Annotated in this window: 19 protein-coding genes; 10 read left to right on the top strand and 9 right to left on the bottom strand. The window is 39.2% G+C overall.

All coding sequences use genetic code 11. From position 1 onward, the window contains the following. Window positions 1–2: 2 nt before the first annotated feature. Together K5G00_RS00730 and alaS are read right to left on the bottom strand one after the other, a co-directional pair. Complete coding sequence (locus K5G00_RS00730) at window positions 3–401, bottom strand: DoxX family protein (RefSeq protein WP_238763364.1); 399 nt, start codon at window positions 399–401, stop codon at window positions 3–5. Window positions 402–623: 222 nt separating this feature from the next. Further along, on the bottom strand, window positions 624–3,242 hold the full coding sequence (gene alaS, locus K5G00_RS00735; RefSeq protein ID WP_238763366.1) for an alanine--tRNA ligase: 2,619 nt from the start codon (window positions 3,240–3,242) through the stop codon (window positions 624–626). Between the two features lie 186 nt (window positions 3,243–3,428). On the opposite strand from alaS, the gene K5G00_RS00740 reads away from it, so the two are divergent. The 4 genes from K5G00_RS00740 (at window position 3,429) to K5G00_RS00755 (ending at window position 6,750) form a co-directional block, all read left to right on the top strand. Beyond that, on the top strand, window positions 3,429–4,409 hold the full coding sequence (locus K5G00_RS00740) for a M23 family metallopeptidase (protein ID WP_238763368.1): 981 nt from the start codon (window positions 3,429–3,431) through the stop codon (window positions 4,407–4,409). A 96-nt stretch (window positions 4,410–4,505) separates the two neighbouring features. Then, window positions 4,506–4,853, top strand: coding sequence for a MerR family transcriptional regulator (locus K5G00_RS00745; protein WP_238763369.1), 348 nt, complete (start codon window positions 4,506–4,508; stop codon window positions 4,851–4,853). Next, the gene (locus K5G00_RS00750) at window positions 4,850–5,947 is read left to right on the top strand and encodes a Nif3-like dinuclear metal center hexameric protein (protein ID WP_238763371.1); all 1,098 of its coding nucleotides are present in this window, start codon (window positions 4,850–4,852) and stop codon (window positions 5,945–5,947) included. The genes K5G00_RS00745 and K5G00_RS00750 overlap by 4 nt, the downstream gene beginning before the upstream one ends. Before the next feature lie 32 nt (window positions 5,948–5,979). Further along, the gene (locus K5G00_RS00755; RefSeq protein ID WP_238763373.1) at window positions 5,980–6,750 is read left to right on the top strand and encodes a zinc ribbon domain-containing protein; all 771 of its coding nucleotides are present in this window, start codon (window positions 5,980–5,982) and stop codon (window positions 6,748–6,750) included. Window positions 6,751–6,875: 125 nt separating this feature from the next. Here the strand turns inward: K5G00_RS00755 and K5G00_RS00760 are convergent, their stop codons facing one another. From K5G00_RS00760 to K5G00_RS00770, 3 genes are read right to left on the bottom strand one after another with little or no spacing between them, the layout of a single operon-like run. Continuing rightward, window positions 6,876–7,667 (bottom strand): TPM domain-containing protein, encoded by a 792-nt coding sequence (locus K5G00_RS00760; RefSeq protein ID WP_238763375.1) that lies wholly within the window; start codon window positions 7,665–7,667, stop codon window positions 6,876–6,878. A gap of 8 nt (window positions 7,668–7,675) precedes the next feature. Then, complete coding sequence (locus K5G00_RS00765) at window positions 7,676–8,116, bottom strand: TPM domain-containing protein (RefSeq protein WP_238763377.1); 441 nt, start codon at window positions 8,114–8,116, stop codon at window positions 7,676–7,678. A 50-nt stretch (window positions 8,117–8,166) separates the two neighbouring features. Beyond that, the gene (locus K5G00_RS00770; RefSeq protein ID WP_158864015.1) at window positions 8,167–8,745 is read right to left on the bottom strand and encodes a LemA family protein; all 579 of its coding nucleotides are present in this window, start codon (window positions 8,743–8,745) and stop codon (window positions 8,167–8,169) included. A gap of 127 nt (window positions 8,746–8,872) precedes the next feature. Here K5G00_RS00770 and K5G00_RS00775 point away from each other — a divergent pair, with 127 nt between their 5' ends. Beyond that, the gene (locus K5G00_RS00775; RefSeq protein WP_238763379.1) at window positions 8,873–10,873 is read left to right on the top strand and encodes a urocanate hydratase; all 2,001 of its coding nucleotides are present in this window, start codon (window positions 8,873–8,875) and stop codon (window positions 10,871–10,873) included. A gap of 253 nt (window positions 10,874–11,126) precedes the next feature. Here the strand turns inward: K5G00_RS00775 and K5G00_RS00780 are convergent, their stop codons facing one another. The 3 genes from K5G00_RS00780 to K5G00_RS29695 all read right to left on the bottom strand — a co-directional run bounded on the left by K5G00_RS00780 (window position 11,127) and on the right by K5G00_RS29695 (window position 12,117). Beyond that, a complete protein-coding gene (locus tag K5G00_RS00780; protein ID WP_238763381.1) occupies window positions 11,127–11,285 on the bottom strand; it encodes a hypothetical protein in 159 nt (52 codons plus the stop codon). After that, entirely contained in the window at window positions 11,279–11,845 is a 567-nt protein-coding gene (locus K5G00_RS00785; RefSeq protein WP_238763383.1) for a DUF6261 family protein, read from the bottom strand. Before K5G00_RS00785 ends, K5G00_RS00780 begins: the two co-directional genes overlap by 7 nt. A gap of 140 nt (window positions 11,846–11,985) precedes the next feature. Continuing rightward, window positions 11,986–12,117, bottom strand: coding sequence for a hypothetical protein (locus K5G00_RS29695; protein ID WP_262921236.1), 132 nt, complete (start codon window positions 12,115–12,117; stop codon window positions 11,986–11,988). Between the two features lie 490 nt (window positions 12,118–12,607). On the opposite strand from K5G00_RS29695, the gene K5G00_RS00790 reads away from it, so the two are divergent. The 5 genes from K5G00_RS00790 to K5G00_RS00810 all read left to right on the top strand — a co-directional run bounded on the left by K5G00_RS00790 (window position 12,608) and on the right by K5G00_RS00810 (window position 16,638). After that, the gene (locus K5G00_RS00790) at window positions 12,608–13,057 is read left to right on the top strand and encodes a PH domain-containing protein (RefSeq protein ID WP_238763385.1); all 450 of its coding nucleotides are present in this window, start codon (window positions 12,608–12,610) and stop codon (window positions 13,055–13,057) included. Window positions 13,058–13,103: 46 nt separating this feature from the next. Further along, the gene (locus K5G00_RS00795; protein WP_238763387.1) at window positions 13,104–14,324 is read left to right on the top strand and encodes an erythromycin esterase family protein; all 1,221 of its coding nucleotides are present in this window, start codon (window positions 13,104–13,106) and stop codon (window positions 14,322–14,324) included. A gap of 231 nt (window positions 14,325–14,555) precedes the next feature. Then, a complete protein-coding gene (locus K5G00_RS00800; protein ID WP_238763389.1) occupies window positions 14,556–15,158 on the top strand; it encodes a class I SAM-dependent methyltransferase in 603 nt (200 codons plus the stop codon). Between the two features lie 34 nt (window positions 15,159–15,192). Next, window positions 15,193–15,687: a hypothetical protein gene (locus tag K5G00_RS00805; RefSeq protein ID WP_238763391.1), complete on the top strand. Its 495-nt coding sequence runs from the start codon at window positions 15,193–15,195 to the stop codon at window positions 15,685–15,687. A gap of 174 nt (window positions 15,688–15,861) precedes the next feature. After that, window positions 15,862–16,638, top strand: a complete 777-nt coding sequence (locus K5G00_RS00810) for an MBL fold metallo-hydrolase (RefSeq protein WP_238763393.1) — start codon at window positions 15,862–15,864, stop codon at window positions 16,636–16,638. Between the two features lie 194 nt (window positions 16,639–16,832). Here the strand turns inward: K5G00_RS00810 and K5G00_RS00815 are convergent, their stop codons facing one another. Continuing rightward, window positions 16,833–18,584, bottom strand: a complete 1,752-nt coding sequence (locus tag K5G00_RS00815) for an MATE family efflux transporter (RefSeq protein WP_238763395.1) — start codon at window positions 18,582–18,584, stop codon at window positions 16,833–16,835. Window positions 18,585–18,701 lie beyond the last annotated feature (117 nt).

Below are 18,701 nucleotides of genomic sequence, written 5' to 3' on the forward strand. Positions count from 1 at the left end.
CGCTATTTTTTATTTATGACAATTTCACGCAGTTTTTTGTTTCGAAGATACAAGCCTCCCCAGATAAAAACAGCTATATACACCGGAAAAAGAGTATGAGAAAAGAGCGGACTTTCAACACGTACATGAGTGGCTACTGCCCCACCCAAATAGCCGGTAAGAAGTAATGCGCCTGTAAACGAAAAACGCGGAATGGCATACAACAGCGTACTAATTAGCAATACAATACCCATCCCCGTAACAGTACCTTCGGGGTACCCCAGTTCAAGGGTCGCTGCAACAACGGCTTCGGGTTTTATCAATTTCCCGACACTGTCGGAAAGAAGAAAAAGTATGGCTAACGAACTGACAAACCATCCAAAAACAATACCCCGGTTTGAAGTTAAATCTTTTGTTTCCATCGTTTTTTAATTTTGTTATTAGAAACGAATGAAACAAATTTCAATAATTTAAATCTTTTTTTCTTTCCGGTATTGCGACAAAGTGGGGTAAATTTGCGACATTATTTTCAAAGCAGAAACACAATAACTGCTCTCTTAAACATCAGGAAAAATGTTACCCGTTACATCAAATTTGTTTTACCGGGAATTTACGGGCACAGTCTCAAAACATATCTCTCCCTATTACAAAAAGGAAAGTGCTTTTTCGATGGCTGCCTGAATTCCGGAAGCGTCTTTTCCGCCCGCTGTTGCATAAAACGCTTGTCCGCCGCCGCCGCCCTTAATTTCACGGCCAGCTTCACGTACAATTTGTCCGGCGTTCAAACCTTTTTCCTCTACCAGATTTTCGGAAATCATCACCGTTAAATTAGGCTTTCCGTTAATTTCTGCACCAAGAACTAAAAACAGATTCTCAACCTCTCCTTTTAGCTGAAAGGCCAAATCTTTTATCATTCCAGCATTATCCACATCAATCCGGTCGGAAATAATATTTACTCCTCTCTCCTGTAAAACCTTACTTTTTAAGCTGGCTTTCAGAATTTTTACCCGTTCGGTGTTAAACACCTCAATTTGTTTGGAAAGCTCACTGTTTTCCTTCATCAAATTCAACACATTTTCGAGGATGTTTTTTGACCCTTTTACCGTGTCCTGAATACTTTTTAAAGTTTTTAACTGGTCGTTTACAAAACGCTCTGCGTGGTCAGCAGTGATCGCTTCTATACGCCTGACACCGGCAGCAATGGCACCTTCCGAAACAATTTTAAATAAACCAATTTGCCCGGTAGCCTCGACATGTGTTCCGCCGCACAATTCAACCGACTCGCCAAATTTTATGACACGAACTTCGTCGCCATATTTTTCACCAAAAAGCATCATCGCTCCCATTTCTTTGGCTTGTTCAATCGGTACTGTCCGGTTTTCTTCACGCCGTGCGTTTTCACGAATTTTCCGGTTTACAATGGTTTCCACTTTTTCAATTTCCTCATCGGTCATTTTTTGGAAATGTGAAAAATCAAAACGAAGATGATCGGCATTTACCAGCGACCCTTTTTGCTCAACATGACTTCCGAGAATTTCGCGGAGGGCTGCATGCAACAGGTGAGTTGCGGTATGGTTATTTGCGGTTTGAATACGTTTTTCTGTGTTAACAACAGCCTTAAAAGTTTCCTCCGGTTGTTCCGGTAGTTTTGCCGTCAAATGAACAATCAGGTTATTCTCTTTTTGAGTATCAAAAATTGGTGTTTTTACTCCATTGAATTCAATATATCCCGTGTCGCCAACCTGACCACCGGATTCACCATAAAAGGGAGTCTGGTCAAAAACCAGTTGATAAAATGATTTTTTCCTTTGGGTCACTTTCCGGTAACGTGAGATACGAATTTCCGCTTCCAGTTTGTCATAACCCAAAAACGCTGTTTTTTCTATTTTACGAATTTCTACCCAGTCGTCGGTTTCCTGGGCGGCAGCATTTCGCGAGCGGTTTTTCTGCGCTTCCATTTCCACTGCAAAACCTTTTTCATCTACTCCAAGTCCGTTTTCACGGGCAATCAGTTCTGTCAAATCCAACGGAAAACCATATGTATCGTAAAGAACAAAAGCATCTGTTCCGCCCACCTTGTCAAGGTTATTTTGTTTGGCTTTTCCAACAATATCATCCAAAAGCTTTATTCCGGTAGACAAAGTTCGCAGGAACGACTCTTCCTCCTCTTTGATTACTTTTTCAATTAAAGTCTGCTGACTTACCAATTCAGGAAAAGCCTCTCCCATGGTTTGGTTTAGCACGTTAACCAATTTGTAAATAAAAGCTTCTTTAAAATCAAGGAAGGTATATCCGTAACGAACAGCACGGCGTAAAATCCGGCGAATTACATACCCCGCTTTATTATTGGAAGGAAGCTGACCGTCGGCAATGGCAAATGCAACTGCACGAAGATGGTCGGCAATTACACGCATGGCGATATCTGTTTTTACTTCATCACCATATTTTTTGTCACTTAATTTTCCGATTTCAGCTATGGTGTTCTGAAAAATATCGGTGTCGTAATTCGACGTTACACCCTGCAAAACCATACAAAGGCGTTCAAAACCCATTCCGGTATCGACATGTTTATCGGGCAATTCTTCCAGGTTCCCATTTGCCTTTCGGTTAAATTGAATAAAAACAAGGTTCCATATTTCAATCACCTGCGGGTGGTCTTTGTTTACCAATTCGCGACCTGATATTTTTGCAACTTCTTCTTCTGGTCTCAAATCCACATGTATTTCAGAACAAGGTCCGCAGGGTCCTGTATCACCCATTTCCCAAAAATTATCTTTTTTACTTCCGTTTAAGATTCTGTCTTGTGGCAGGTATTTTCCCCAAAAACCGGCAGCCTCGTCATCGCGTCCCAGATTATCATCCGAACTTCCCTCAAACACGGTTGCATATAAACGCCCGGCTTGAATTCCCATACGTTCAACCAAAAATTCCCAGGCCCAGTCAATGGCTTCCTTTTTAAAATAATCGCCAAACGACCAGTTTCCCAGCATTTCAAACATCGTGTGATGGTATGTATCCAGCCCAACTTCTTCCAAATCGTTGTGTTTTCCGGAAACACGCAAACATTTTTGAGTATCAGCAATCCTGTTCCACTTTACAGGCTCGTTCCCAAGAAACAAATCTTTAAACTGGTTCATTCCTGCATTGGTAAACATCAACGTTGGGTCACCTTTTACAACCATTGGAGCCGATTTTACCACCTGATGCTCTTTCTCACTAAAAAAATCCAAAAATGCTTTACGTATCTCTTTTGAAGTTTTCATATATGTTGTTTGTCTTTTTCGTTTTGTTAAAAAAAATTAATGTAACTAAAATAATTTAGCTCACTGAGTGTTATTTAGTTACATTTGCCGCGACAATTTTAAAACGTAAATTTTAAAATTCTTGCAAAGTTAGACGTTTTAATTAATTTTGTTTAGAAACAGAAACTAAAATTTAGCCTTTATTATATGGCGAAAAAAAAGTATAAGTTTAATCCGGATACCCTGAGTTACGAGAGAGTCGGAATTTCAATCAAAGAAAAACTGACAAAAATTTTAGCCCATTTTGCAAGTAGTTTTGCACTGGCTTTACTTTTTGTAGTTGTTTTTCTGAACATGTATGAAACGCCTAAGACAAAATCACTTGAGCGGGAAAACAAAAGACTTCTGACACAGTATGAACTGATGTCGAAAGATTTGGAGAAGATTGATAAAGTGCTGGCTGAACTTGAACAGCGGGACGATAATATTTACCGCGTGGTTTTTGAAGCAGAGCCCATTCCTTCATCGGTAAGAAAAGCCGGCTTTGGGGGAACAAACAAATACTCGGAGCTGGAAGATATGAGCAACTCCAAAATGGTTATTGCAACTGCCAGAAAGCTGGACATGCTTGCCAAAGAAGCATATATCCAATCAAAATCATACGACGAAGTGTTGGAACTGGCATTAAACAAAGAAAAAATGCTGGCATCTATTCCTGCCATTCAGCCGGTCGCGAATAAAAACCTGAAGCGAACAGCCAGTGGCTGGGGATACCGGATGCACCCGATTTACAAAGTTCGTAAATTTCACTATGGCATGGATTTTACCGCTCCAACAGGAACTCCTGTTTATGCTACCGGCGACGGGAAAGTAATTGAAGTTAGCGGTTCATCAAGAAGCAGGGTTGGTTTTGGACTTGTAATAAAAATTGATCACGGGTACGATTACGAGACCTTATATGGCCACTTAAGTGCATTTGATGTAAAACGCGGACAACAGGTAAAACGAGGCGACATTATTGGTTATGTAGGAAACACGGGCGGTTCAACAGCACCACACCTACATTACGAGGTTCATAAAAACGGGCGTGCCATCAATCCCGCTTTCTATTATTATAAAGATCTTACTCCACAGGAATATGACAAAATGATTGCCATTTCATCCAATATTGGTCAAACACTTGACTAACAGACAGGCAAAAATTTATCAATTTTCTTGACAACACATTAGCTCCTTTTTATCTTTAACTGGATTTTAAAATGCTAAACTAATTTTTTATTGCCGGTGCCGTACAAAAAACCCAAAATAGAAAAAGTAATTTTTACGATTGGCGAAGTAGCTAAAATGATGGATGTGGAAACGACTGTAATTCGCTATTGGGAAAATCAATTTGAGGCGCTAAAGCCGCAGAAAAACAAAAAAGGCAACCGCTTGTTTACGAAGGAGGACATTGAAGTAGTGAAATTAATTCATCATCTTGTAAAAGAGCGTGGGTTAACGATAAAAGGTGCAAAACAAAAATTAAAAGATAATCCGGAAGGAACTTCTCACGATTTTGAGATTGTAAAAAAGCTACAGAAAATAAAACAGGAATTGATGGAAATAAGGGATAAAATGGGCAACGAAGCATGACGAAAATAAAAGGAATTGTACATTTTTTTGAAGAGTTGGCACCGCCACAATTACAGGAATCATACGATAACGCCGGATTAATTATCGGCTCGGCAAATGCCGAAGTTGATTCTGTTCTGGTTTCGCTTGATGTTATAGAAGAAGTGGTTGACGAGGCCATTGCCAAAAAGGCACAACTAATTGTGGCGCATCACCCGATCATTTTTTCCGGCTTGAAAAAAATTACAGGGAAGAATTATGTAGAAAGAACCATAATAAAAGCAATAAAAAACAACATTGCCATTTTTGCGGCACACACCAATCTTGACAGTGTAACAGGAGGCGTTAACTCGATCATCTGCAAAAAAATAGGACTGGAGAACTGCCAAATTCTTCAACCTGCAAAAGGACAGTTAAAAAAGCTGGTTACCTTTATTCCAACGGAACACGCCGACAATGTGAGGGAGGCAGTGTTCGCTGCCGGGGCAGGAAATATTGGAAACTACGATTCCTGCGGATACAATCTGGAAGGAACGGGTAGTTTTAGGGGAAATGAAACCACCAATCCGTTTGTGGGCGAAAAAGGACAAATTCATTATGAAAAGGAAATTCGTTTTGAAACCATTTTTCCCGCTTATTTGCAGCATAAGATAATAAGTGCGCTTTTAAACTCCCATCCTTACGAAGAAGTAGCCTACGACATTTATCCTTTAGAAAATAATTTTGAAAACGCCGGGATGGGAATGGTTGGCACCCTCCCCGAAGAAAAAACAGAAAAAGAATTTCTTCAGCACTTAAAGGGTACCTTTAAAACAGGAGTAATAAAACATACCCGTTTGCAGGAAAAACCGGTTAAAAAAGTAGCTGTTTGTGGTGGAGCCGGGTCATTCTTATTACCCAATGCCATTTCAGTAAAAGCAGATTTTTTTGTTTCCGGAGATTTTAAATACCATCAGTTTTTTGATGCAGAAAATAAAATAGTAATTGCGGACATCGGACATTTTGAAAGTGAACAATTCACTAAAGATCTTTTTTATGAATTACTTACGAAAAATTTCCCTAAATTTGCAGTCCGTTTGTCGGAAGTGAATTCCAACCCGGTTTTTTACTTCTGATTTTTAAGTTTGAAATTTAACATTACATAGCGATGAATGCACCATATTCAAGGCAAGAAGACAAAGACATTTCTATTGAAGAAAAATTACGCGCGTTGCATGAACTGCAAAGTGTAGTTTCAGAGGTTGACAAGATAAAAACACTGCGGGGTGAACTTCCGTTGGAAGTACAGGATTTGGAAGATGATATTGCCGGGTTAAAAACTCGTTTGAAAAACCTGGAAGAAGATATCAAAAACTTGGATACAGCAATTAACAACAAAAAAATTGCAATTAAAGATTCGCAGGCGTTGATTGCTAAATATACCGAACAGCAAAATAATGTTCGTAACAACCGTGAATTTGACTCTCTTTCAAAAGAAATTGAATTCCAAAATCTGGAAATTCAGCTTTCAGAGAAAAGAATAAAAGAATTCACCACCGAGATGGCAGAGAAAAAAGAGACCATGTCCAGTTCGGAAAAACAATTAAAAGAACGGATTGAAGACTTGGATCGGAAGAAAAAGGAGCTCGAAGAAATCACTGAGGAAACCAAAATTGAGGAAGAAAAACTTAAAGCAAAGTCGGAAAAAATTGAGTCATTTATTGAACCCAGGCTACTGACTGCTTTTAAACGTATCCGTAAAAATGCACGCAACGGATTGGCCGTTGTTACGATTCAGCGTGATGCCTGCGGAGGTTGCTTTAACAAAATTCCACCACAAAGACATTTGGATATTGCCAGCCGTAAAAAAATTATTGTTTGCGAATATTGCGGACGTATTCTGGTTGATAAAGATATAAATGTAGTTGAAGTTGAATAAATTCAAAAAAATTATAAAATTAAACCGGTTCAGACATTGAATCGGTTTTTTTGTGTAAAAAAATACCGTTCCCTGCCAGCAGGAAACGGTTTCATATTATTCTAATTCTGTCTTTTTCTGATCCGCTACCAGCTTCCACCGGCGCCACCGCCGCCAAAACTGCCACCGCCAAATCCGCCGAATCCGCCACCGCCAAAGCTTCCTCCTCCGGATGAAAAATTATTAAACGATCCCCTGTGAGAATTTCCTCCCGACATCATTCCCATAGCCACCCAAAAGGGCAGGCTTCTTCCCGGAGAATAAAACCTTCTTCGTCTTCCTCGCAATATGGGAAGAACAACAAAAAACAGGATGATAAAAAAGAGCACCGGGATGCCTCCTCCCCTGTTTTGTGCATAATATTCCTGGTATTCCTGTGCTGAATATTCCCCGCGGGTAATGTCCATAATTACCTTTATTCCGCTGGCTAAGCCTTTGTAATAATTGTTTTCTTTAAAATGAGGAATCATTTCATTGTCAACTACAGTACTGTTCACTACTGCATCAGGAAGAACACCTTCCAGACCATAACCGGTAGCTACAAAAATCTGCCCGTTGCTGTCAGCTTCCTTGGGTTTCAAAAGAATAATAATTCCATTGTCATTCCCTTTTTGGCCAACGCCCCAGTTTTCACCCAAACGAAATGCATAATCACCGGGGTCGTATCCTTCCAGATCTTTTACAGTTACCACCACAATTTGAGTTGAGGTTTCACGTGCAAACTGTTCCAGTGTCCCTTCCAGCTGATTGTATTCATTCCTGCTCAAAACATTTGCAAAATCGTTTACCAAACGCGGCGGATTTGGGCGTTCAGGAATTTCTGCAAAGGCCGTGAGGGTTATGCCGATAAATAATAGTATTAATTTGATTGATTTCATTATTCCTCCTATTTTTCGCCAAATGAAATTTCATCCGACAATTCATTTACATCATCCAGTTGGTAGGGGAAGTGAGCTTTTAACTGTTCACCTGCTTTTACGATACCATCGGCCAATCCGTCAGCAAACTTATTTTCTTTAAACCGGGCAATGGCCTCATCTTTTATTTTTTCCCAAAAATTTTCGGGTACTTTCTCGTTTATTCCTGCATCACCTAAAATTGCAAACTTTTGGTCTTCAACAGCCAGGTAAAAAAGGACACCATTCCGCAACTCCGTTTTTTGCATTTCCAGCTTGTCAAAAATATATGCAGCCCGGTCTAACACATCTCCTTTGCAATGTTTTTCGATATGAACCCGTATCTCCCCGGAGGTATTTGTTTCTGCCACCCGGATTGCATTGGTAATTTGCAACTTGTTTTCTTCTGTAAAATATTTATATACGCTCATTTTATCCCTCCTCTGTTTTCCTTCTCATTTGTAAATCTCTGCAATCAACTTTAAAACTGAACTTCAGGAGCCTGCTCTGCACCTTGCTGTGCTTCAAAATACGTTTTCTTATCAAATCCAAACCAACCGGCATAAATTACCCGCGGAAATTTACGAATGTAAGCGTTATAGGATTGTGTGGTTTCATTAAACTTCCTTCGTTCAACAGCGATCCGGTTTTCTGTTCCTTCCAGTTGCGCCTGTAAATCACGAAAATTTTGATTGGCTTTTAAATCGGGGTATCGTTCTACTACTACCATCAAACGTCCCAAAGCAGAAGACAAACCTTCCTGAGCCTGGGTAAATTGTTGCAGAGCCTGCGGGTTCAGATTTTCAGGATTTACATTCACTGATGTTGCTTTTGAACGCGCCTCAATCACTCCTTCCAACGTTTCCTGTTCATGCGCAGCGTAACCTTTTACCGTATTTACCAGATTAGGAATCAGGTCGGCACGACGCTGGTATACATTTTCAACCTGCGACCACGAAGAAGCAACCTGTTCATCCAGTTCAACCATTTTATTATACCCGCAACTCGAGAATAAAAAAGCTGAAACAACTGCGAGCAATACAACAAATAATCTTTTCATAATTCCTTTTTTATTTTGATACTTACAAATATTCATAAAATGTGTGAAAAATCAGTGCATTTATCGGGGAAAGGCTATAATTTGCCGCTGTATTGTTACTATCAAAAGATAAATCAAAACAGAAACCATGACAGCGGAAGAATTCAAATCAGCTATTTCAGAAGGAATTCCAGACCAACTCCCTGCCCTAAAAGCGTACGACATAACGATAAATCATGCCCCGCGACGAAAGGACATTTTATCGGTAAAAGAGAAAAAACTGGCGGTAAAAAATGCGCTCCGCTACTTTCCGCAAAAATTTCATACTGTTTTAGCCCCTGAATTTCTGGAAGAACTAAACAGTTACGGGCGAATATATATGTACAGGTTCCGCCCCGCTTATAAGATGTATGCGCGGCCAATTGATGAATACCCTGCAAAATCGCAACAGGCAGCTTCCATCATGCTGATGATTCAAAACAACCTTGACCCGGCAGTAGCACAACACCCACACGAACTGATTACTTATGGGGGTAATGGTGCTGTTTTTCAAAACTGGGCACAATACCGCTTAACGATGAAATACCTCGCTGAAATGACCGATAACCAAACCCTTGTGATGTATTCCGGTCATCCTATGGGTTTGTTTCCCTCTCATCCGAATGCGCCGCGTGTGGTGATTACCAACGGAATGATGATTCCAAACTACTCATCAAAAGACGACTATGAAAAGTTCAATGCACTTGGCGTAACACAATACGGGCAAATGACGGCCGGTTCCTACATGTATATCGGGCCGCAGGGAATTGTACACGGCACAACCATTACGGTGATGAACGCTGCCCGTTTGCATTCGGACGGAAACATGGCCGGGAAAATCTTTGTAAGCTCCGGACTGGGAGGTATGTCAGGAGCACAACCCAAAGCTGCGGTAATTGCGGGATTAATTTGCGTAGTTGCTGAAATAAACCCTAAAGCAGTTGAGATACGACATCGCCAGGGCTGGGTGGATGAAGTGTACACCGATCCCGACAAACTTATAAAACGAATGCTTGAGGCTCAAATAGAAAAAGAGGCTGTTTCTCTGGCCTACCAGGGAAATATCATTGATCTGTGGGAAGAACTGGCAGAAAGAAATGTCAGGATAGACCTGGGCTCGGATCAGACATCGTTACACAATCCTTTTGCAGGTGGATATTACCCGGCTGATTTATCGCTGGAAGAATCAAACCGGATGATGGCAGACAACCCGGAAGCATTTAAAACAAAAGTATATGCATCGTTAAGAAGACACGTAACCGCCATTCATAAAATGACAGACAATGGAATGTATTTCTGGGATTATGGAAATGCTTTTTTGCTGGAAGCCAGTCGTGCCGGTGCCAACATTATCGATACACGGGGTGAATTTATCTACCCTTCGTATGTGCAGGATATTATGGGGCCCCTGTTTTTTGATTATGGTTTTGGTCCGTTCCGTTGGATATGTACTTCAGGCAAACCGAAAGATTTGGCAACAAGCGATAAAATTGCCGCAAAAGTGCTGACTCAACTTGCAAAAACAGCTCCCGACGAAATAAAAATGCAGATGCAGGACAATATTCACTGGATTGAAGAGGCGGGAAAAAACCAACTGGTAGTAGGCTCGCAGGCCCGGATTTTATATGCCGATTGCAACGGGCGCACACAAATTGCACTGGCTTTTAACAAAGCTGTTAAAGAAGGGAAAATATCGGCACCCATTGTTTTGGGACGCGACCATCACGATGTTTCGGGTACCGACTCCCCCTACCGCGAAACTTCAAACATTTATGATGGCTCGGCGCTTACCGCTGACATGGCGGTTCAAAATTTTACCGGCGACAGTTTTCGGGGTGCAACCTGGGTATCGCTGCACAATGGCGGTGGTGTTGGCTGGGGTGAAGTGATCAACGGTGGTTTTGGAATGACCATCGACGGATCGGAGGAAGCCGGCAAGCGGATAAAAATGATGTTGCACTGGGATGTAAATAACGGCATCGCCCGACGTAGCTGGGCGCAAAATCCGCCGGCAAAATTTGCCATTCAGCAGGCTATGAAACAAAACCCCGGTTTAAAAGTGACCCTGCCCAATGAAACGGATAAAGCGTTGCTGGATAGCCTGTTTTAGGAAATATCCCGGGTCTTTCTCATTCTGTCTGCCAATCGATTACTCAGCGCAGGTACCATGGTAAAACAACACCGGCCTACTTGACACCCGGATAAAAAAAGAGGAGCATCTAAACATCAATGCCCCTCCTAAAATCAATGACAACTCAAATGACTACAAACAAATATTTTATTTAAAACCGTTGTCCTTCACACACGCTGCAGGAGAAAAAACAATCCCTGTTCCGGTGATCAGGTTGAGTTTATTCTGTTTTTTACACCGTCATTTCCGGCTCTTCCTTTTTGCCCCGTTTTTTCACCGTTTCATTATTGTCGGCAATAATTTCGGCAATGGTGCGGGCTAATGCGCCATAGGTTGCTTCATCTACAATTTCCATGGCACGCAGGTATACTACAATTTTGCCGTTTAGCAAATCAACAAGCTCTCTTTTAATCCCGAAGCACTGATTGCGGTGCTTTCCTGTGCTTTCTCCTGTTCATAAGCCAAACGCGCAGCTTCAAACTCACTCTGGGCTGCCTGTAAAGCGGCAATAAGTTCGGCACAACCCGACAGTTGGGCAATTGCATCCTGCAGATTGGGTTTTGCGAGGTCGTTAAGCAGCGAAGCCACCAGCGAAGATTCCGAAGCATAGCTTTTGCCCGTAATCGAAACCCCGTTTTTATCAAATATTTTTTTTACTTTTTGCGCCGCTGCTTTTACATTATCATCAGGGTGATGCAGCAAGCCCAGCAGCAAATAATAAAACGAGCGTATCTCACTGTCGCGTTTTTCATCTTTTTCTTCCAAGTTACTTTCCGTTTTGCTTCGGTTGATGGCCGATGTAAGATTTTTTGAAAACGACTCAAGAGTGTTAAACATGTGAGGCAAATGGAGATCAGAGTCTAATCCCGCATTTTTGAATGCGCTGATGATACGCATTGAAACAGCGTCAACCTCAGTAACGCGGCTTTTACTTAACAAATTGGGAATCATAATACTTCATTTTATTTTTTTGAAAGCACCGGGAACAGGGTTTGTACTTGTTTAGGGTGCATCAACATTTTGTTGATTTTTCAATTTTAACCAAAACCATCGGTTTGGCAAAAAAAACGATGATGTTGCTCGACATAATCTTATGCCTCTGGTTTAATTCTCAGATTGTCAGACCATGGCACAATGCCACTGTTTGTTTTTGCATCAGAATCGCTTTGGGCAAAATGCCATGGTTTTACTTTTTGTATTTTTAGCTCATGGCACGGTGCCACGCATCCACTTTTTTGCAGGAAAAGGAATGGCACTTTGCCACCTCTTTGTTTTTCTCCGCAGCAGATAACAGCACCATGCCACACTATATTTTTAAAGCCACAACAATCCTTGTTCCTGTTTTTTTGAAATTATGATTACTTTTAAAAGGCAATACATAAAAACTACCGGAACCATTGAACACAACTTTTGCAAATAACAAATGCCCCAACTCCCCAGTCCCCACATTTAAAAAACAGAATAACAATATTTTACAAGAATACATTATAATAAGATATATGTTGCAATGTATTACGTGCGTTGTGTTTAATTGTAAAAAAGTGCAACACGAATAATCTTGAGTAAAACAATTTTCGTCTGACAAGTGAAATTTAATAAAAAAATGTACTGAATTTATGTAGTAAATTTTCTGACTGACTAAAAACAAAGATTGGAGTAATAAATCATTGTCGACTGAACAACGAATCTCAATCGACAAAAAATAAATTTGATATGAATAGTAAATTTTCTTGCAAAAAGAGTCGCTCATTTGGAGAATTTTTAATCACCGTTAGTTTATTTATTACGTTGGTCGCTTTTGGACTACCAGTCATCCTTAAAGACACAATTGATTTAGTGGCGTTTATTGTATCAAGTCTGTTCATTTTAATAACAATAGGATTATTTTTATGGTTATGGTTTGGTACTTATTACATAATTGACAATGAAATACTAATTGCGAAATTTGGACCACTTACCTGGAAAGTTCCCATTAATGAAATATCATTCATTCGGTTGAATCAAGAAACAATTGGAGGAACGTGGAAACTGACTTTATCATGGAAATGCATTGAGTTAAAATACAAAAAGCCTCGTTCAATATTCATTTCTCCAAATAATCAGAGTGTTTTTATAGATAGGTTAGTTAAAATAAATCCTCAAATTGAGATTAAACAGAAATAGAATAAAGCAAACAACATAAACACAACAAACATTTAGGAAAAGCCGAATGAACAAAATTCTAACATTTATAATCGCACTCTCTTTTTGTTCTTGTAATGCACAAACAGATTTTAATTCGACTATTGAGTTTTCTTCAGATTTAGAAAATTTTGAAAACATATTAGCCCTAAAAGAAGCTTTACAAAGTGTCGAAATTATCGCACTTGGAGAAAATACTCACGGACTTGGAGAGGTATTTAAGGCCAAAACTGAATTAGTCAAATTCTTACATCAAGAATTAGGGTTTGATTTGGTTCTTTTTGAATCAGGCTATGGAGATGGAGCACTAGCTTGGGAGCGATTGGATTCGCTATCAACTAAAGAATTTACAAATGTTTTTAGCTCAAACTTTTACTACCACTCAGAAGAAATTGAAAGTCTTGTAGGCTACGCAAAGTCGCAAAATGGAAAGTTAAAAATTCAAGGCTTTGATTGTCAACCGCAACAAAACTACCTCATAAAACGAATGTCGGAAGTTGTTCTACCAGTGGATCCCATATTTTCCAAAAAAGTTTCATTGGAAATGAGAAGTTTTAACAATCTCTATCAGTATGAAAACGGCAAAGACACATTAGCCTTTTATAATCAACGAGACAGATTTATTGGCTTCATATCAGAATACGACAAACTTTTAGATAAAAACACTAGCGAGTTGCTTCAATATGGAACCACAAAAAGTGAAATTAATGCATTAAAAAAATCGAATGAAATTTTTGTAAGCACCTATTCAAAGGTCAATTTCGGAGAGATGATGAGTTGGCCAACATCAGCAAATATTAGAGACAAAGCATCATTTGAAATCGTAAAATGGTTTAAAGAAAATAATCCTAAATCAAAAATCATTATTTGGGCACAAAACAGTCATATTGAAAATAAGACAAAACCAAATTATAATGTGAATTGGATGGGACATAATCTAAAAAAAACATTTGGCGATAAATACTATTCAATTGGAGCAATTGTTTACAGCGGGAAAAACCTGAACAACAATGGAACTTTTGACTTTGAGCATAACGACAGCGAATATTTTGCATATCACCTTAACCAATTTCAAAAAGAAAAATTTGTATTCGACTTAAGAAAACACAACAAGCAGGATTTCACTAATCAGCTGCTCTTAGGAATGGAAAGTAATGGAAATACAGCTGAATTTATTGCTAAAGACAGGTTTGACGGACTTCTATTTATAAAGTATAGTGATATACCAACACTGATAAGAAAAGAATAAAAACGTTTGCCAGCAATATGTACAAGCAATAGCGCTTTCTGTAGGTATTCTGACCTTAGTAGTTCTAATCAGGCAACATGTACCAACCGTCAGATTGTCTAATGACCCGTCCTAAAAAGAATGATTTAGGCAACTGACTAAAAAAAGAATAAAATGTTGAAATCTAAACGACTTAATTATACTTTTTAGAAACACTGCCGTTATAGATAATATGATTAAACACGAAAAACAATGACAGAATTTTGGGAAGAAAACTTTATTGACAAACAAGAAATGTGGGGGCTTGAACCTTCAGAATCTGCTATTCTGACAAAAGACTATTTTTTGGAAAATTCTGTAAAAAACATTCTTATTCCCGGAATTGGATATGGACGAAACGCACAACCATTTATTGAAAGTGGAATAACAGTAAGCGGAATTGAAATTTCAAAAACTGCAATTGAACTTGCAAAAAAACATTACGGAACTGAAATGACGATTCATCACGGGTCGGTTACCGAAATGCCTTTTGACGACAATAAATATGAGGGTATATTTTGTTACGCACTTGTTCATCTGCTCGACAAAAATAAAAGAACAGCGCTTCTAAAGAACTGCTATAACCAACTGAATGATGGAGGAGTTATGGTTTTTACCGCTATTACAAAAGATGCACCGAATTTTGGTAAAGGAGAACGAATTAGTGAAGACCGTTATGAACTTCATAAAGGAGCAAAAATCTTCTATTACGATCAGGAAGCTGTAAAAACGGAATTTAATGACTTTGGACTTTTTGAAATCAATAAAGTGAATGAAAATCAGCCAATGTTTTTAATAAAATGCAGAAAGAAATAAAAAATACTGCACACAACAAGGCACCAATTAAAAAATGGATAGAATTGACCTGTTAATACCGATTGGATTTGTTTTGATTTTTGTCTCAATCATTGTTCTTATTTCATATGCCCAACTGAGACAAAAGCGATACATACTGAACAAGCTGAGCAACTATCAATTGGAAAAAGTAAAAATTCGTTTTTTACAGTCATCTGTTGGGAAGGGAAGTAATGTTGGCGGAATGCCTGTTAAAGCAGAAATGTATATTGCAGATCATTTTTTCTTCATTACTCCAGGAACAAACGGATACTTTAATGGAATGTACAACATCAATTTGCCTGTAATTTTCGTTAAGGACGAGAATCAAAAAAACGAATTAGGTTTAAATAACATTATAGTTCCTGACAAACTATATATTACAGCCTGGAATTCAGTGGTAATAAAATATCAGAAAGCGCTTACAGGTAACATAAAATACAGCATTCAGATTAATCTGCCTGACAAAAACGATATAGAAAAACTAAATAAACTAAAAAACTGGTGCTAACAAATTGTAACAGGACAGGCGCGGGATTGAGCGGACTGCCAGGCCTCAGACCTTTTGCCCACTTCCTGCGGTTCCGACAGGATTTCTCTTTGAAATCCCGCCCTACCACATACAGGTGACGATTATGGGGCAAAGTTAATGAGTAAGTGCGGACAATTAAGAGGAAATAAAAAAATGACAGACAACAAAGAAAATTGGTTTACGATTGAAAGGATAGACGACAACACTTCGGTTATAAGTGAATATAAACATTGGGAAGAAACCCATTGTTATATACTAAACGGAACAGAAAGATGCTTATTAATTGACACCGGACTTGGTGTAAAAAATATTTGGGAACAAGTACAAAAATTGACAGACAAACCTGTTACGGTAGTTACAACACACGTACATTACGACCATTTTGGCGGACATAAATATTTCCCTGACTTTTATGTACACGAAACAGAAACTGAATGGATAAACGGAGGATTTCCTTTGACAATAGAACAGGTCCGAAATTTTCTGATAGAAGAGCCGTGCGATTTTCCAAAGGATTTTGATGTTAATAATTATTACCTGTTTGAAGGAGTTCCGACACAAGTGCTAAAAGATAACGATACAATTGAATTGGGAGAACGGACAATAAGGGTTTTGCACACGCCAGGGCATTCTCCCGGGCATATGTGCTTTTTCGAAAAAGATAAAGAATATTTATACACAGGCGATTTGATCTATATTGGAGAATTATTTGCATATTATCCATCAACAGACCCGATTGCCTATATGAATTCAGTAAAAAAATTGTTGCCTTTACCAGTAAAGAAAATCCTGCCGGCACATCACAATTTAAATGTCCCTGTGTCAATTATTAAAGATATGGACAAAGCTTTTACCGATTTGTATAAAAAAGGGAAGCTAAAACACGGAAGCGGAACTTTTTCGTATTCAAATTTTGGAATAAAACTTTAAGATAAAACGGCAGAAAACTGAAAATAAAAACCCAGCCCATAACATTTGGAAATTGTATTGCTTTGTCGGTAGTACGCCGTTGTCACTGCTCCTTTCCTGACCGTCATTTCCTTCGGACACTGACGCTCTCCGAAATCCGCAACGACAACTTGCAAGTGCCCTTTTGCTTCCTCATAACAAAAGATTAGTCTATTTTAAAATTTGATGATTGTGCTGTTTAAACCAAGCATGCGGGTGTAGTTCACTTCTTTTGCTAAATTTTTAACCAGTTGCAACCCCATTGATTTAAAATCGGAGTCGCCATCGGCGGCTGAGTAGTTCGCAGGATTAAAAGGGATACCATCATCTTTTAAACTGATCAAAACTTCAGACACGCCAATCGATACGCGCACATCAACCACTTTTTTTGTCCGGTTGCGGTATCCATGTTGAAAGCTATTCACCGCCAATTCTTCCACTGCTAATCCAACATGCATGGAGGTGCGCTCATTCAATCCATATTCAGAACAAAATTGAACGACATTTTCCGACAGTCGGGCTACATTCTTTATATCATCAACAATACTGACATCCAACACTGCGTTGGCTGAAGTTTCTGATTGCAAAAGCAACATTCCCTGCAGCCTTGTATCAGAATTTTTTTGAATACGTCGCGTCAGGATAAACACGATAAACAATGTACAAATTTCACTGACTCCGAAAGCCATCCAAATACCGGAACCGCCCCAGATTTTACTAAAGACAAAAGCCAATGGCACCACCAACATAAAACCTTGAACAACGGCAATTACCAACGACAGTTTCTTTTGCCGGATGGTTTGAAAATAATACATCAATACTACGTTCACGGCTGTCCCCAGCAGGCTTACTGAAAATATACGAATAGCATGAACTCCAAGCGTCAACTCATTTCCCGAACGAACACCAAAAAGCTGTAATACCTGTGAAGGAAAGATTTCAAACAGGGCAATTAAACACAGACTTGCCAATCCTACAATCTTAAACGTACGAAAAATGGTGAACCTGATGCCTTGTTGATCCTGCTCGCCATACAAAACACCAATAATTGGAGAAATGGTTTGTGCTGCCCCTGAGATAAACATAGATACAAATGCCAGGCACGACAAACAAACAGAAAACACCGCCATCCCTGATTTTCCCAGTGTATTAATCACGATAATATTAATCAAAAATATTTTAAAGAATAAAAACAGAGTAGTTAATGCAGGCGGCAGACCTGTTGCTGCAATTTTAAGGACTTTTGCCTTCGAGATCATCTCCGGCTTTTTGAGTTGGAACGTTACCGTCTCCCTGAAAAAGTAGGTCACAAGAACCAGAATACCTGCTCCATAACCGGTTACCGTGGCCAAAGCTGCACCCTCTACCCCCATGTTAAAAACAAACAGGTAGATCAAATCAAAAATAAGATTCACCACGTTGGCAACGATTAAAATTACAGATGCCAATTGCGGATTATTGTCAGTTCGAATAAAACAGGCCATGCCGGGAACAACAATCATCAGCGGCGCACCTAAAAAAAGAATCTTTATATACGAAACAAGCTTTGCCTCCATTCCGGTATCTCCTGCAATAAATTCGGCAATACGAATATGAAAGATTAGCCCGACAACCAGAACAATCACAGATAAAAGAAGCATCATCAAAACAGCCTGGTGAAAGTAAGAGAGTGCGTTGTTTTTATTCCGTTGACCAATTGCGATGGCTGCCAGCACGGAGCCGCCAACTCCCATTAAAACATAAATGGAATTAAATCCGAGAACAATCGGTGTCGACAAATTCACAACAGCCAACGCTTCAGAACCTAATTTATTTCCAACGATAATACCATCCACAATTATCCCCATCGAAAGAGCCATGGTCATTAAAATTGTAGGTAAAAAATAACGTTTAAAAATCCGATTGGTTAGTATATCTGAACGTTTCAATGCTATTGTTTTTTTTATATACAATTATAAATCTCGTTCCTGAAGTTATTATATCAAGCTACAACATGATACTTTTATTGGCTTCTAAAAGCTTTCCGGATCCCTTGGTCTGCTTTT

The sequence above is a fragment of the Maribellus maritimus genome (assembly GCF_022267315.1).
In the GTDB taxonomy this organism is placed as follows: Bacteria; Bacteroidota; Bacteroidia; order Bacteroidales; family Prolixibacteraceae; genus Draconibacterium; species Draconibacterium maritimum.